The sequence below is a fragment of the Spirabiliibacterium mucosae genome, assembly GCF_014884965.1.
Taxonomy (GTDB): domain Bacteria; phylum Pseudomonadota; class Gammaproteobacteria; order Enterobacterales; family Pasteurellaceae; genus Spirabiliibacterium; species Spirabiliibacterium mucosae.
Genome location: NZ_JABTBO010000014.1, coordinates 39,058 through 53,553 on the forward strand (window position 1 = coordinate 39,058; position 14,496 = coordinate 53,553).

The window sequence follows — 14,496 nt, forward strand, 5'->3', positions numbered from 1 at the left end:
TTCGTATTTCGACATTAAGAGGAGAGCGTATGAAAGTGTCTAAATTATCATTAGTGGCTGCATCATTGTTGATTGCAGGGGTGTTTACCGCAACGGCGCAGGCTAAGGGGCGCTTGGTGGTGTATTGCAGTGCGACCAACGCAATGTGCGAAAGCGAAGTTCAAGCATTTTCTAAAAAATACGATGTGAAAACCTCGTTTATCCGCAATGGTTCAGGCAGTACTTTTGCCAAAATTGAAGCAGAGAAAAACAACCCACAGGCGGATGTGTGGTATGGCGGGACATTTGACCCGCAATCACAAGCCGGTGAACTGGGCCTGCTTGAGGCGTATAAATCCCCGAATTTAAAAGAAATCGATGAAAAATTCCGTGACCCAGGCAAGGTGAAAGGCAATTTGTCATCGGCGATTTATATCGGCATCTTGGGCTTTGGGGTGAACACTGAGCGGCTGAAAAAATTGGGCATTAATGAGGTGCCAAAATGCTGGAAAGATTTGCTGGACCCACGCCTGAAAGGCGAAATTCAAATTGCTGACCCGCAAAGCTCAGGCACGGCCTACACCGCCATTGCCACTTTCGTGCAGTTGTGGGATGAAGGCAAAGCATTCCAATATTTCAAAGACTTAGATAAAAATATTTCACAATACACCAAATCAGGTATCACCCCTGCGCGCAATGCCGCCCGTGGTGAAAGTGCGGTCGGGATTGGCTTTTTGCATGACTACGCGCTTGAAAAAGAAAAAGGCGCGCCGCTTGAGTTGGTGGCACCGTGTGAGGGCACCGGCTATGAGCTTGGTGGCGTGAGCATTCTTAAAGGCGCGCGCAACCTCGACAACGCGAAATTGTTTGTCGATTGGGCGCTTTCAAAAGAAGGCCAAGAAGTGGCGTGGAAGTCTGGCCAGTCTCACCAAACGTTGACCAATACCACCGCGGAGCAATCCCCAAGCGCGATTGACCCGAACAAATTGAAACTGGTGAACTACGACTTTGAAAAATATGGCTCAACAGAGATGCGCAAAGCCTTGATCAACAAGTGGGTTGAAGAGGTAAAATTATCTAAATAAGGCGCACTGAGGTGGGGAATGGCGTTGTGCCATTCCCTTTTTCTTTTTAACATTTGAGGTTGTAATGAAATTTATCACAACAATGGCAAACAAACCGCACTTTTGGGTGCTGCTGACGTTTTTAGGGTTTGCTTGCTTGCCGTCAATGGCGTTGGATTATGGGCTGTTGGATTCCACTTTTGATGAAATGCTCGAGGCGATGGGCTGGTATAGCGTGAACCTCAGCTGGCTGTGGTTTGCACCTGTCTTGATCTTTTTGCTGCTGCCCGCATTGGGCTTGAAGCGGCAAACGCAAGCCAAACTTGAGCTCGCGCTGGTGTACGCAACCGCACTGTTGGTTTTCATCAGCGCGATTGTCTACAAAGTCAGCCTTGGCTATTCGGTGATTGTGCTGTTTATCGCGCTCACCGCCATTGCCACGCTATCGCTGGCGAAGCTCAAGGTGATGCAAGGAGATAAATTCATTATCGCCTCGCTGTTGGCGATCATTTTGCTGATCTTTTTCTTTATTGTTTACCCAACAGTGGCGATTTTTATTTCGATGTTTTATGACGGCGATGAGTTTGTGCCAGGGCAGGTGCTGCACATCTTAAGCCAGAATTACATCATTCGGGTGATCACCAACTCGTTGCTGCTCTCAGGCTTTGTCGGTTTGATGTCAACGGTGTTTGGGCTGGCGTTTGCGCTGTATACCACGCGCATTGCCAAGCGCACTGCGTTTATCGGTAAGATCTTCTCTATTTTGCCAATCGTGACACCGCCGTTTGTGGTCGGCCTTGGGGTAACCTTGATGCTCGGGCGCTCAGGCTATGTGACGGATTTCCTCTATACCCATTTTGGATTCACGAACACCAACTGGCTCTATGGCTTTAACGGCATTGCCATTGCGCAAATTTTGGCGTTCACACCGCTGGCGTTTATGATTTTAGACGGGGCATTGAAATCCATTCACCCGTCGATTGAAGAGGCGTCCTACACCTTGCGCGCCAACCGTTATCAAACCTTTTTCCAAATCATTTTTCCATTGCTGCGCCCTGCGTTGGCGAACGCCTTTTTGCTGGTGTTTATCCAATCACTGGCGGACTTCTCCAACCCGTTGGTGCTCGGCGGCAGCTTTGATGTGATCGCGACCCAAATTTATTTCTACATTGCAGGCTCCCAGCTGGATTATGCCTCAGCCAGCACCTTGGGCACGCTGTTGCTGATTTTCTCACTCGGGATTTTCATTGTGCAGTATATCTGGATTGGCAACCGCTCTTACGTTACCGTTTCGGGTAAATCCTACCGCGGCGATGTGCAAGATTTGCCAACAGGGTTGAAAAATGTGATTGTCGCGCTGCTGGCGTTTTGGATTGTGTTCAACTTTGTGCTCTACGGCAGCATTTTCTACGGCAGTTTCACCGTCAACTGGGGTGTCGATTACACCTTGACCACCCGCAACTATGTCGAAATGTTTGGCCAAGGCTTCAGTGAAGGGGCGTGGCCGTCGCTGATCAACACCATCATCTACGCGGGCATTGCCGCACCGCTGACCGCACTTTTCGGTTTGCTGATAGCGTATATCGTGGTGCGTAAGCAGTTCCAAGGCAAAAAAACACTCGAGTTTTTAACCATGCTGTGCTTTGCCGTGCCGGGCACGGTGGCGGGGGTGTCTTACATTTTGGCGTTTAACAATGCGCCGATGTACATCACCGGCACTGGCATCATCATTATTATTTCCATGGTGATGCGTGATTTGCCAATCGGGATGCGTGCTGCGATCGCAGGCCTTGGGCAGTTGGATAAATCCCTCGATGAGGCCTCGCTTTCGCTCAAAGGCAGCTCGTTTAAAACCATTATTTACATCGTCTTCCCGCTGCTCAAACCCGCGCTGCTCTCAGCACTGGTGACCAGCTTTGTGCGCGCGATGACAACCGTCAGCGCCATCATCTTCTTGGTGACGGCCGACACACGGGTAGCCACCGCGTATATTTTAAATCGTGTGGAAGACGGCGAATACGGCACCGCCATTGCCTACGGCTCTGTGCTGATTGTGGTGATGATGTCGATTATTTTATTGTTCGACTGGGCCATTGGTGATACACGCATTTCGCGTTCGAAAGCAAAAGTGACGAAATAATAGGAACGAATAATGACAACACAAAACGAAGATTTCTTAGTATTAAAAAACGTGACCAAATCCTTCGGGAAATCGGTGGTGATCGATAACCTCAACTTGCGCATCAAACGCGGCACCATGACCACCTTGCTGGGGCCGTCGGGCTGTGGCAAAACCACCATTTTGCGCTTGGTAGCCGGCCTTGAAAGCCCAACCTCGGGGCAGATTTTCATCGATGGCGAAGATGTGACCAAATCATCCATTCAAAATCGTGATATTTGTATCGTGTTTCAATCTTATGCACTGTTCCCGCATATGTCGATTGCCGACAACGTGGGCTATGGCTTGAAAATGCTCAACGTCAGCAGCAAAGAGCGCAAGCAGCGCATTGAAGAGGCGCTGGCGCTGGTGGATTTAGAAGGCTTTGGCGATCGCTACGTTGATCAAATCTCCGGCGGGCAGCAGCAACGGGTGGCGCTGGCGCGCGCGTTGGTGCTTAAGCCAAAAGTGCTGTTGTTTGACGAGCCGCTCTCCAACCTCGACGCCAACCTGCGCCGTGCGATGCGCGAGAAAATCCGTGAATTGCAGCAACAGCTCAACATCACCTCGCTTTATGTGACCCACGATCAAACCGAGGCTTTCGCGGTATCGGATGAGGTGATTGTGATGCACAAAGGCCACATTATGCAAAAAGCCAGCGCCAAAGAGCTTTATTTGCGCCCAAATTCGCTCTTTTTGGCCAACTTTATGGGGGAATCGACCATTTACCCCGCCACGCTGCACGACGGACGAGTGGCGGTCAATGATTATGAGTTTGACTTCCCCGATTATGCCAGCTTTGCCGTCAAAGACGGCGAGTGTATGCTCGGCATCCGCCCAGAAGCGGTGTTTTTGACCAGCGAAGGCAGTGAGGCGCAGCGCTGCGAAATCAAAAGTGCGGTTTATATGGGTAACCACTGGGAGGTGATTGCGCTGTGGCAAGGCCAAGAGTTGTTAGTCAACACACGGCCAGAAGATTTCCAAGCAGATCAACGCGTTGCTTACGTTAAGCTGTCGTTGCGCGGGGTCTTCTTGCTACCATGTGAGTGAGTGCTTACGTTAAACAGGGGCAAAAATCTACCTCTTTTTGTGGATAAAATTTGATATTGGGTTAAATTTGACTGATAATAGTTAGTATTTACAGTTGTTCTGAATTTAACCCAATTCTTTAACCCGAGGAGATTCCCATGTTGAAATTAAAAACTCTCACTGTTGCAATTTGCGCAGGGCTGGCCATTGGCAGTGCGTCACTGAGCGCCAATGCCGCAGATTTAACGGCTGCGCAAGTCAAACAAGCACAGTCATTTTTAAACACCTACGCACAAATTGCTGATCTAGCCTATGCCGACAGCTTGAAAGACGCCAAAAAATTGCAACAAGCCATTGACGCCTTTGTTAAAAACCCAACTGAAGAAACATTTAAAAACGCCAAACAAGCGTGGCTTGACTCGCGTGAATCTTACGGCCAATCTGAAGTGTTCCGCCTCTCCCAAGGCCCAATTGACGCAGAAGAAGGCTGGGTGGAAGAAAAATACGGCAACAAAGAAGAGCAAATCAATGCTTGGCCGCTTGATGAAAATATGATCGACTACACCGTGGATGCTGAAGGCAAAAAAACCAGCGGTAACATCATTGATTCAAAAGGCAAATTTAACCCAGGTGGTGAAAACCCAACCGATGTCAATGTGGATAAAATTACCCCTGAAGTGATCACTGAGCTCAACCAAAACGGTGGCGAAGCCAACGTGGCATCAGGCTACCACGCGATTGAATTTTTGCTCTGGGGTCAAGACCAAGATTACAACAACTTCATTGAAGACAAAGTCACTCACGGTGCGATGACCGCCGGCCAACGCCCATTGACAGACTTCACCACTGACAAATTCGCCCAACGCCGCCTTGACTACCTCAAAGCCTCAGCGGACAAATTGGTCAGCGATCTTGAAGTGGTTTACAGCGCCTGGACACCAGACGGTGAATTCCGCCAAGCCTTGCTCGGCAAACTTTCTGGCGACAAAGCGAAAGAAAACATCCCTGAAGCGGATGCGTTGAAAGACATTTTCATCGGCATGGGTATGTTCATCAAATCTGAATTAGCCAACGAACGTATCGCCGTGGCGGTGTTGACCCCAAGTGAAGAAGACGAACACTCTTGTTTTTCTGACAACACCCACCGCGACATCGCGCAAAACTTCTTAGGCTTTGAAAACGTGTTGCTCGGCCAATACAACGGCAAAAAAATCGGCCAAGCGCCAATTGACGCCTTAAACGCGCAAGATAAAGCGGAAATTGAAAAAATGCTTAAAAGCATCAACGGCCGCATCGCGAAAATCGACCATTTGGCCAAAACCACCATGCATTTTGACTACCAAATTCACCCAGAAAACAAAGCAGAAGCGCAAAACATCGTGAGCTTGAAAAACGAATTGCGCCGCTTGGGTGACAAAATGGTAACCGTGGCTAAAACCTATGGTGTTAGCTTGACTACCGATGATGTAACCGACAGCGAAGAAAATCACGATTACGAAAAATAATCTGTTAAAATTGGCGGCAGATGTCGCCAATATTTCTCGCAAGGTTATTATGCAAACCCATCGTATCACACTTTCTGCACCCGCTTGGCTGGGTGCAGTTTTCCTTTTTTTATCGCCTGGCATTTTGGCCAACGCGCCTGCCAGCGGCGTGTTTGAAAGCCGCCAGCAATTGCCCAGCCACCGCGCCGTCAAAGGCTTGAATGATGCGCAGCTGGATGAATTTATGCTCGGGCGCTCCTTTTTCACTATCCCGTGGGTGGTCGCACCCAGCGCCACCACCGCACGTGACGGCCTAGGCCCGCTGTTTAACGCCAATGCCTGTGTGGCTTGCCACAGCGAAAGCCGCCACAAAGGCGCGCTGAGCAAAGGCGAGGGCGTCAACCGCACTTTGGTTTTCAAACTCTCGCAACCGAACAAACACAGCCAGCGCCCCGCCCACAGTGTGACGATGCCAGACCCTGTTTACGGCAGCCAAATCGCCATCAACGCCACTGGCGCCGTGCCGTTTGAGGCCAAAACCGCACTTCGCTGGCAAGAACACACCGACACACTTGCCGACGGCACAGTGGTGTCGCTGCGCCGCCCCATCGGTGAGCTAAGCGAGCTCAACTACGGCCCGCTGGACAAAGCCACACGCATCAGCCTGCGCGTTGCGCCAGTGTTAACGGGCCTTGGCTTGCTGGAAGCGGTGAGTGATGACACGATTTTGGCACTGGCTGATGCCCAGGCGAAAACCCAAAGTGCGGTCAAGGGCAAGGTGCAGTGGGTTTATAACCCCTACACCCAGCAAAAAGAAATTGGCCGCTTTGGCTACAAAGCCGCGCACAGCAGCGTGCGGATGCAAACGGCCGACGCCGCCCACAACGACATGGGGCTGACCAACCCGTTTTACCCAGCCGAGAATTGCACCAGCGCGCAAACAGCCTGCCTTAACGCCACGCCGTCGCGCAACTCGCCACAAGGGCGGATTGACTTGCCACTGCTGCGCCTCGATGCCATCGCGTTTTATTTGAAAAAGCTGCGCGCACCAGCCAATTTGCCGGCGGGCAAACACCCGAAAGGGGCACAGCTGTTTGAGCGCATTGGCTGCCATGACTGCCATACGCCCTCGCTGCAAACCGCCGATGGTGTGCCTTTTATGCCGTATACCGACATGCTGCTCCACGAGATGGGCGAGGGGCTGTCTGACAATCGCCCAGAGTTTGAAGCGGCGGCCAGTGAGTGGCGCACAACCGCACTTTGGGGGCTCAATGCGCGCTTGAAAGCGGGCATTTTATTGCTGCACGATGGCCGTGCGCGTAACGTCACGGAGGCCATTTTGTGGCATGGCGGGCAGGCGCAAGAGAGCGTGGATCACTTTAAAAACCTAACCCCAAGCGATCGCCAAGCGTTGCTTGATTTTGTGGAGTCGTTATGAAACTGAAAAAAATTGCCATTGCCGTGGCGCTGCTTAGCGTGGTGAGCGTGCTGGTGCTGATTAAAGACCCAAACGCCCAGCAAGACGAAGCGCTCGCTGCGATGTATGACAACGTGATCGTCAAAAATGCTCAAAGTGCGGTCAGCCAATGCCACAACTGGCAGCAAACGCTAGACGCCGCCCAGCCAGGCTCGCGCAGCAGCGCGATTGACGCAGGCTTTAAAGACTTGATTTTGCGCTGGAAGGCCGTGGAGGCGACGTATATTGCAGGCGATCTTGACCAAGATGCGATTGACTACCCACGCTATTTAGATATTTTCCACGTGGGCAACGAGAGCATCACCGAGCAGATGGACAAAGTGCTCAAAAGCAGCTCCGCACCGAAAACCGCACTTTATAAACACTCCTATAAAACCGTCAACGCCCTTGAGGCCGTGCTCTACGGCGCGGATGACTTAAGCGAGCGCCGGCTGGCCATTGCCAAAGGCATCAGCGACAATATTTGCGAGCGCCTAGGGGACATTGCCAACGTGTATGAAACCAACCGCGAGAACTTTTTGAGTGCGCGCGACAACGCCCTTTCAATGCTCGCCAATGTGCTCGCTAACCAAACCTTGGGCTTGAAAGATTGGCGCATTGGTGATGTGGCAGGACTAACTAAAAAATACCTTAACCAGCCCGACCCACGCCGTGCGGAGTATTTTTTAAGCCACTTGAGCTTGGCGGCAATTGGTGAGATTTTGCACACCCAAAGCCAGCTCATCAGCCCGCAAGCCTTCCCTAATTTTGTCGAAATTGCCGATATTTATGGCGCGCAAAAGCCCCTTGAGCAGGCTCAAAGCCAACTGGCGCAAGCGGAAGCTGAGGTGGCAAAATTAAATAAGAGTGAATTTGATTTCGATCAGCAACAAAGCAAATTGTTGTATCAAGTGGTCGGTAAATTGCAAAGTAGCTACTATAATAGCCTTATCCAAGCTTTGCCGGTGATGGCAAAAATTCTCGAAGCTGATGGCGATTAAGGTGCACCGTGCCACTTTTGCAAGATTACTTATTCAACCCGCAGCAGCGCTTATACTGGGGCTATTTGCTCAGCGCGCTGGTTATTGCGCTGGCCTATTTGGCCTGCAAGCCGCGCGCGCAGCAAAGCCGCATCCGCACGCGCTTAGGCGAGGTGAAAGCCTATTGGCTGCACCCCAGCGCACTGCTGGACTACCGCTATTTTATCGCGGTGTGGCTGGTGAAGATGTACATCTTGCTGCCGCTGATTCTTTCGGCCAAAACGGTGGCGCTGTACACCAATTTAGTGTTGCTTAAGCTCCACGCGCCGTTGCATTTAAGCTGGCCGGCGGTGGCGGTGACGCTGTGTTACACCACCGCACTTTTCATCACCAGTGAGTTTACCCGCTATTGGCTGCACCGCTGGCTGCACACCGTGCCGTGGCTGTGGCAATTTCACAAAGTTCACCACAGCGCGCCTGTGCTCAATCCACTGACGTTTTACCGCGTGCATCCGATGGAAAATTTCCTCTTCGGGCTGCGCTATGCGCTCACCGCCGGTATGGTGACAGGCGTGTTTTTGTGGATCTTTGGCGCGGGGCTGGATGTGTATATGATTGGTGGCGCGAATATTTTTATCTGGCTGATGGCGATGCTCGGCGGCAATTTGCGCCACTCGCACATCTATTTGCGTTACCCAAAATGGCTCGAGCGCTGGTTGATTTCCCCCGCGCAGCACCAGCTGCACCACACTTATCAATACGCCGCACGCAATTTTGGCGGCTATTTGAGTGTGTTTGACCGCACTTTTGGCACGCTGCAAACCAGCGAAAACATCACCACGCCACCGCCGTTTGGCTTCCCAGAAAAAATGGCAAAACAGTACCGTACTTTAATTGATCTATTCAAGCAGCCGTTTGTTGACTGCTGGACGCTGTGGAGAAAAAACCATGAAAAAACGTTATCTCGCTTTACTGATCAGCGCAGCCAGTTGTGCCTGCGCGACAAATCTCGCGCTCGCGAAGGGCGCTCAAGTTGACAAAGTCGCCCTTGGCGAAGAGCTGTTTTTTGACCCTGATCTCTCGTTTTACCAAAATGAGAGCTGCTCAAGCTGCCACAGTCCTGACCATGGGTACACCGATGGGCGCGTGACCAAGGCCAACGGCATTGTCTCTGAGGGCAGCGACGGCCACTCCTTTGGCACTCGCAACGCGCCAACCGCGGCGTACGCCAAATTCTCACCGCACTTTCATTATGATAAGAAAAAGGGCGAATATGTCGGCGGGCAATTTTTGGATGGCCGCGCAGTGGACTTAGCCGCGCAAGCCGGCGGCCCGCCAGTCAACCCTGTGGAGATGGCCATGGGCAATGAAGACGAAGTGGTCGCACGGATCAAAGCCAAACCGTTTTATCATGATAACTTTATCAAACTCTACGGCGAGCACGTGTGGGACAGCACCAAAACGGCCTATGCCGCAATGACCGATGCCATTGCCGCCTATGAAATGACCGATGAATTTGCGCCGTTTGACTCGAAATACGACCGTTATTTGCGCGGTGAATACGAGCTCACCTTGCTCGAAGATTTAGGCCGCACGCTGTTTTTCTCTAACAATAACCTCAAATGCATTGAGTGCCACACCCTGGAAAAACGCGAAGATCTGAAAAACGAAACCTTCAGTAATTACGAATATCACAACATCGGCGTGCCATCAAACCCTGAATTGCTGGCGTTGGACAAGTTGCCAGAGGATTTCAAAGACGAAGGCTTGGCTGAAAACCCGATGATCACAGACCCAGCCGATCGCGCCAAACAACGCGGCAAGTTCAAAGTGCCAACCCTGCGTAACGTGGCGGTCACTGGCCCTTATATGCACAATGGCGTGTTTAAAGACTTGCGCACCGTGGTGCTGTTTTATGATAAATACAACAACCCAGAGAACAAAATCAACCCTGAAACCGGCAAACCGTGGGGCAAGCCTGAAGTGGACGGCACGCTGAGCATGGACAAACTGCTGGCGAAAAAACTCACCGATCGCAAAGTTGATGCCTTGGTGGCGTTTATGGAAACATTAACCGACAAACGCTACGAGCCCCTGCTTGAGCGGCAAAAGAAAGCGCGCGCCGAGGCGCAAGCCAAGCAACAAGCGCAAGGGAAATAGGTGATTAAAACTCAAAACCGCACTTTGAAAGTGCGGTTTTTTGATTATGCTTTGGATGCTTTCCCTTTATACAAAAGAAAACAGCACAGGGATCAGGTAGCCAAAATAGAGGGTTAAATCGCTCACGGTAGGGTGGTCGGTGTAGCCGAAAATGCCCCCGAGCAAAATGCCAAACGGGCTTTTTTCATTCAGCGCGCCTGACCAGTTGAACACCACCTCTTGCCCCCATTGCCACAGGCCGGCGTTGTGAAAGCCACGAAATGCGCTGGCGATTAAGCCGGCGGCGACAAAAATCAAGAACACACCTGTCCAACGGAAGAATTTGGCAAGATTCAGGCTCACGCTGCCTTCATAAATCAACCAGCCGATCACGATTGCAAACACCAGCCCGAGCACGGCGCCGAGCGGCATATATTGCGAGCTGCTTTGTTGAAACACCGCCAGCAAGAAGAAGACGGTTTCGATCCCCTCACGCACCACGGCTAAAAACGCCATGCCCACCAGCGCCCAGCCTTGCCCGTTGCCTTGTTTCAACGCGGCGGTGACGGAGTCTTGCAATTGGCGTTTGACCGAGCGGGCGGCCTTTTTCATCCACAAAATCATATAGGTCAGCATGCCAACGGCAATCAAGGCAATGGAGCCGGCCACCATCGCTTGTGCTTGTTGTGGGATTTCGCCCGTGCCTTTGTAGATGCCATAGCCAATGGCGGCGCACAAAATCAGCGCGCCGAGCACGCCCAGCCACACTTTAGGGATCATATGGCTGTGGCCTGATTGTTTCAAAAAGCCGGCGACAATCGCCACGATGAGCGCGGCCTCAAGCCCCTCACGCAGCATGATAAGGAAGGTAACTAACATGATGTGTCCTTGTATTCAATGATGGCTAGATTATATAGTTTTTGACTATTGAATACAAATGACACTTATTCTTAATTTCATTTTACGCGCAAAAAAGCACGCTGATGTGTTTTGATGAAAAAAGGGAATAAAAAAAGAAAGAGAAGAGAAATGGCGCATCCGAGAGGATTCGAACCTCTGACCGCTCGGTTCGTAGCCGAGTACTCTATCCAGCTGAGCTACGGATGCGCTGATAATTTATTTAACCGCACTTATACATTTTACACTCACCTAGAGTAAAAGTGAATGGCGCATCCGAGAGGATTCGAACCTCTGACCGCTCGGTTCGTAGCCGAGTACTCTATCCAGCTGAGCTACGGATGCGCAGTATAAATGGCGGTGAGAGAGGGATTCGAACCCTCGATAGAGTTTCCCCTATACACCCTTAGCAGGGGTGCGCCTTCAGCCTCTCGGCCATCTCACCACATTTGGTTTGAGCGCACATAATACGATTTTCTGAAAATAAGTCAAATGCTTTTTGCCCTTAAACCGCACTTTTTGGTTTGGTTGCTTGATTTGCAAGCAATTGGCTACTTTTTCGTCTTCAAAAATGCGCGCAAGTTCGCCACATGGCTTTGGGTTTTTTGCTCGATTTGCGCCTCGGTTACCGGTGGTTTGTCACGTTCCCAAATGAGATCGTGCTGCGGCAGCTCAAGTAAAAAACGGCTCGGTTCCGGCTTGAATACCTCGCCATATTGCCGGCGTTCAAGGCAAAGCGAAAAGGTCAGCTCCCGCTGTGCGCGGGTGATGCCGACATACGCCAGCCGCCGCTCTTCTTCGACATTGTCTTCCTCAATGCTGGTTTGGTGCGGCAAAATGCCTTCTTCCATGCCGATTAAATAGACATACGGGAACTCCAGCCCCTTGGAGGCGTGCAGCGTCATCAACTGCACTTGGTCGGCCTCGTCGCCCTCTTCGCCGCGCTCGAGCATATCGCGCAGCGTCAAGCGCGCCACCACTTGGTTGAGCGTGAGCGCCGGCTCCAGCTCTGAGCCTTGCAGCATCGTGCCGACCCAGTCAAACAAAGTGGCAACATTGCGCGTTTGCATCTCGGCAATGGCGGGGCTGGCGGCGTTGTCGAACAAATAGGCTTGATAATTCAACCCCTCAAGCAGGCTGCGCACCGCACTTTCACCGCTCACGCGCTGATTTTCATCGCCTAACGCCACCAGCCAATCGGCAAAGTGTTGCAACGCGGCATAGCTTTTCGGCGCTAGGCGTTGAATCAGCTCAAATTCATAAATGGCGGCAAACAGGCTGATGTGCTTTTCTTGCGCTAGCTGGCCGAGCTTTTCTAGCGTGGCGGGGCCAATTTCCCGCTTGGGTGTGTTGACAATGCGCAAAAAGGCGGCGTCGTCATCGGGGTTCACCAACACGCGCAAATAGGCCATCATGTCTTTGACCTCCGCGCGGGAGAAAAACGACGTCCCGCCCGAAATTTTATACGGAATGCGGTTTTGCATCAGCACCTTTTCCAGGCTGCGCGCTTGGTGGTTGCCGCGGTATAAAATCGCGTAATCTTTGTAGCGTGTTTTGCGCATAAAGCGGTGCGCCACCAGCTCCGCCACCACGCGCTCGGCTTCGTGCTCTTCGTTTTTAGCCTCAATCACGTTGAGCTTTTCGCCCTCTTCGAGTTGAGAGAAAAGCCGCTTGGCGAAGACGTGATCATTATTATCAATCAAAATATTCGCCGCGTTCAAAATCCGCTGGCTTGAACGGTAATTTTGCTCGAGTTTAATCACGGTTAAAGCCGGGTAGTCATCGCGCAGGCGCTGCATATTTTCAGGCCGCGCGCCGCGCCATGAGTAGATGGACTGATCATCATCACCCACCACGGTGAAGTTGGCCTGTTGCCCGACCAGCAATTTAATCAGCTCATATTGGCTAGTGTTGGTGTCTTGGTATTCATCCACCAGCAAATACCGCACTTTGCCCTGCCAGCGCGCGCGCACCTCGGCGTTGTCTTTGAGCAGCAACGTCGGCAGCATAATCAAATCATCAAAATCAAGCGCGTTGTAGGCGCGCATTTGCCCTTGGTATTGCTGATAACTCAGGGCAAACACCGTTTCTTTATCGCCTTTGGCGCTGGCGATGGCCTGCTCGGGCAGCAATAAGTCGTTTTTGCAGCGCGAAATATAATTTTGCAGCTGCATCAGTAAGTCTTTGTCGTTTTTGAGCGTATTGGCGCACAACTCTTTAAGCAGCGCCAGCTGGTCGTGCTGGTCAAACAGCGTGATGTTGGCTTTGTAGCCGAGCAGGCGATATTCACGCTTGAGAAAGTCAAACCCAAGGGTGTGGAAGGTACACACGGTCAGCCCGCGGCTTTCTTTTTTGCCGATGGCGTGCGCCACGCGCTCTTTCATCTCGTGCGCCGCTTTGTTGGTGAAGGTGACGGCTGCGATGTGGCTTGGGTTGTAGCCACAGTGGTGGATGAGGTGCGCGATTTTGTTGATGATCACCCGTGTTTTGCCCGATCCTGCGCCCGCCAGCACAAGGCAGGGGCCGCAGACAAGGCGCACGGCGTCAGTTTGTTGTGGGTTGAGTTTCATGGTCACTCCTGCGCCCAAACATAGGGTAAAAGTGCGGTGTCGAGGATAAACGACAGTGGGATGTCGAGGATGGGGAGTCCCCAGCTTTTGGCCATGGCGTAGTCGTATTTGACGCCGGCGTAGGCGCTATACGGGGTGTTTGGGTTGATGAGTGTGACGATGGTGCCACAGCCGGTGGTGAGCCCAACACTCAATGCGATGATGATGATTTTGTACATGGCGCTATGGTTAAATGGGGGTATTATACGGTGTTTGAGGTAGGATCAAAAGTGCGGTTTTGTTTCTTTTATGACTCCGTCATGACTATCGCAGTTCCGCCTGCGGCGGCTTAGGGGCTTGTTTGCGCAAGCCCCTAAGAACCCAACGCACCCCAGGTTCGCCGCTGGCCGTGCTGCGCTACGTGGTTATTTAACCGTTCGAATTTTTAACTTGCCCGCTGCGCGGGCTTCGGACACGAAAAATTCTCACTGATAACCACTGCGCTCCGCACTAGCGGCTTTATGGGGCCCAAAAACACCACAGCCATTCACGAGGGTTAAAACACAAAGTGCGGTTGCCAAGATCTCAAAAACCGCACTTTTAAATTACTTTTAACCGCACTTTATGTTTGCAAAATTAAAATCTCGATTATGCGATCCGCCCCCGGAATAAGATGCTGAGCGGGTGCCTAAAGTGCTAGGCGAGGGAGGGTTTGATACCCGAGCGAGCCGTAGCAATTTGGCACTAAGCGAATATCTTAT

Annotated in this window: 11 protein-coding genes and 3 tRNA genes; 8 read left to right on the forward strand and 6 right to left on the reverse strand. The window is 51.6% G+C overall.

Annotated features, from left to right (window positions below; genetic code table 11):
• Positions 1 to 29 precede the first annotated feature (29 nt).
• From HPC37_RS06730 to HPC37_RS06765, 8 genes are all read left to right on the forward strand, one after another.
• Complete coding sequence (locus HPC37_RS06730; RefSeq protein ID WP_208122403.1) at positions 30 to 1,064, forward strand: ABC transporter substrate-binding protein; 1,035 nt, start codon at positions 30 to 32, stop codon at positions 1,062 to 1,064.
• An 82-nt stretch (positions 1,065 to 1,146) separates the two neighbouring features.
• Positions 1,147 to 3,183, forward strand: a complete 2,037-nt coding sequence (locus tag HPC37_RS06735; RefSeq protein WP_427915962.1) for an ABC transporter permease — start codon at positions 1,147 to 1,149, stop codon at positions 3,181 to 3,183.
• A 12-nt stretch (positions 3,184 to 3,195) separates the two neighbouring features.
• Complete coding sequence (gene fbpC, locus HPC37_RS06740; protein ID WP_208122405.1) at positions 3,196 to 4,251, forward strand: ferric ABC transporter ATP-binding protein; 1,056 nt, start codon at positions 3,196 to 3,198, stop codon at positions 4,249 to 4,251.
• A gap of 137 nt (positions 4,252 to 4,388) precedes the next feature.
• Positions 4,389 to 5,735: an imelysin family protein gene (locus HPC37_RS06745; protein ID WP_208122406.1), complete on the forward strand. Its 1,347-nt coding sequence runs from the start codon at positions 4,389 to 4,391 to the stop codon at positions 5,733 to 5,735.
• 49 nt (positions 5,736 to 5,784) lie between these two features.
• Positions 5,785 to 7,152: a di-heme oxidoredictase family protein gene (locus tag HPC37_RS06750; RefSeq protein WP_208122407.1), complete on the forward strand. Its 1,368-nt coding sequence runs from the start codon at positions 5,785 to 5,787 to the stop codon at positions 7,150 to 7,152.
• Entirely contained in the window at positions 7,149 to 8,171 is a 1,023-nt protein-coding gene (locus tag HPC37_RS06755; protein ID WP_208122408.1) for an imelysin family protein, read from the forward strand. The genes HPC37_RS06750 and HPC37_RS06755 overlap by 4 nt, the downstream gene beginning before the upstream one ends.
• A gap of 8 nt (positions 8,172 to 8,179) precedes the next feature.
• A complete protein-coding gene (locus tag HPC37_RS06760; RefSeq protein WP_208122409.1) occupies positions 8,180 to 9,187 on the forward strand; it encodes a sterol desaturase family protein in 1,008 nt (335 codons plus the stop codon).
• Positions 9,099 to 10,310, forward strand: coding sequence for a cytochrome-c peroxidase (locus tag HPC37_RS06765; RefSeq protein ID WP_208122410.1), 1,212 nt, complete (start codon positions 9,099 to 9,101; stop codon positions 10,308 to 10,310). The genes HPC37_RS06760 and HPC37_RS06765 overlap by 89 nt, the downstream gene beginning before the upstream one ends.
• A gap of 66 nt (positions 10,311 to 10,376) precedes the next feature.
• Here HPC37_RS06765 and efeU read toward each other — a convergent pair whose 3' ends face one another.
• The 6 genes from efeU to HPC37_RS06795 all read right to left on the reverse strand — a co-directional run bounded on the left by efeU (position 10,377) and on the right by HPC37_RS06795 (position 13,974).
• The gene (gene efeU, locus HPC37_RS06770) at positions 10,377 to 11,168 is read right to left on the reverse strand and encodes an iron uptake transporter permease EfeU (protein WP_208122411.1); all 792 of its coding nucleotides are present in this window, start codon (positions 11,166 to 11,168) and stop codon (positions 10,377 to 10,379) included.
• Between the two features lie 151 nt (positions 11,169 to 11,319).
• Positions 11,320 to 11,396, reverse strand: a tRNA-Arg gene (locus HPC37_RS06775).
• Positions 11,397 to 11,454: 58 nt separating this feature from the next.
• Positions 11,455 to 11,531, reverse strand: a tRNA-Arg gene (locus HPC37_RS06780).
• Positions 11,532 to 11,541: 10 nt separating this feature from the next.
• A tRNA-Ser gene (locus tag HPC37_RS06785) sits at positions 11,542 to 11,631 on the reverse strand.
• A gap of 106 nt (positions 11,632 to 11,737) precedes the next feature.
• Positions 11,738 to 13,756: a DNA helicase Rep gene (rep, locus tag HPC37_RS06790; RefSeq protein WP_208122412.1), complete on the reverse strand. Its 2,019-nt coding sequence runs from the start codon at positions 13,754 to 13,756 to the stop codon at positions 11,738 to 11,740.
• A 2-nt stretch (positions 13,757 to 13,758) separates the two neighbouring features.
• Complete coding sequence (locus HPC37_RS06795; protein ID WP_208122413.1) at positions 13,759 to 13,974, reverse strand: YceK/YidQ family lipoprotein; 216 nt, start codon at positions 13,972 to 13,974, stop codon at positions 13,759 to 13,761.
• Positions 13,975 to 14,496 lie beyond the last annotated feature (522 nt).

Excerpts from the sequence above, each read along its gene's own strand:
- HPC37_RS06730 (WP_208122403.1), top strand. The coding sequence starts at position 30 with ATGAAAGTGTCTAAATTATCATTAGTGGCTGCATCATTGTTGATTGCA.
- HPC37_RS06735 (WP_427915962.1), top strand. The coding sequence starts at position 1,147 with ATGGCAAACAAACCGCACTTTTGGGTGCTGCTGACGTTTTTAGGGTTT.
- fbpC (WP_208122405.1), top strand. The coding sequence starts at position 3,196 with ATGACAACACAAAACGAAGATTTCTTAGTATTAAAAAACGTGACCAAA.
- HPC37_RS06745 (WP_208122406.1), top strand. The coding sequence starts at position 4,389 with ATGTTGAAATTAAAAACTCTCACTGTTGCAATTTGCGCAGGGCTGGCC.
- HPC37_RS06750 (WP_208122407.1), top strand. The coding sequence starts at position 5,785 with ATGCAAACCCATCGTATCACACTTTCTGCACCCGCTTGGCTGGGTGCA.
- HPC37_RS06755 (WP_208122408.1), top strand. The coding sequence starts at position 7,149 with ATGAAACTGAAAAAAATTGCCATTGCCGTGGCGCTGCTTAGCGTGGTG.
- HPC37_RS06765 (WP_208122410.1), top strand. The coding sequence starts at position 9,099 with ATGAAAAAACGTTATCTCGCTTTACTGATCAGCGCAGCCAGTTGTGCC.
- efeU (WP_208122411.1), bottom strand. The coding sequence starts at position 11,168 with ATGTTAGTTACCTTCCTTATCATGCTGCGTGAGGGGCTTGAGGCCGCG.
- rep (WP_208122412.1), bottom strand. The coding sequence starts at position 13,756 with ATGAAACTCAACCCACAACAAACTGACGCCGTGCGCCTTGTCTGCGGC.
- HPC37_RS06795 (WP_208122413.1), bottom strand. The coding sequence starts at position 13,974 with ATGTACAAAATCATCATCATCGCATTGAGTGTTGGGCTCACCACCGGC.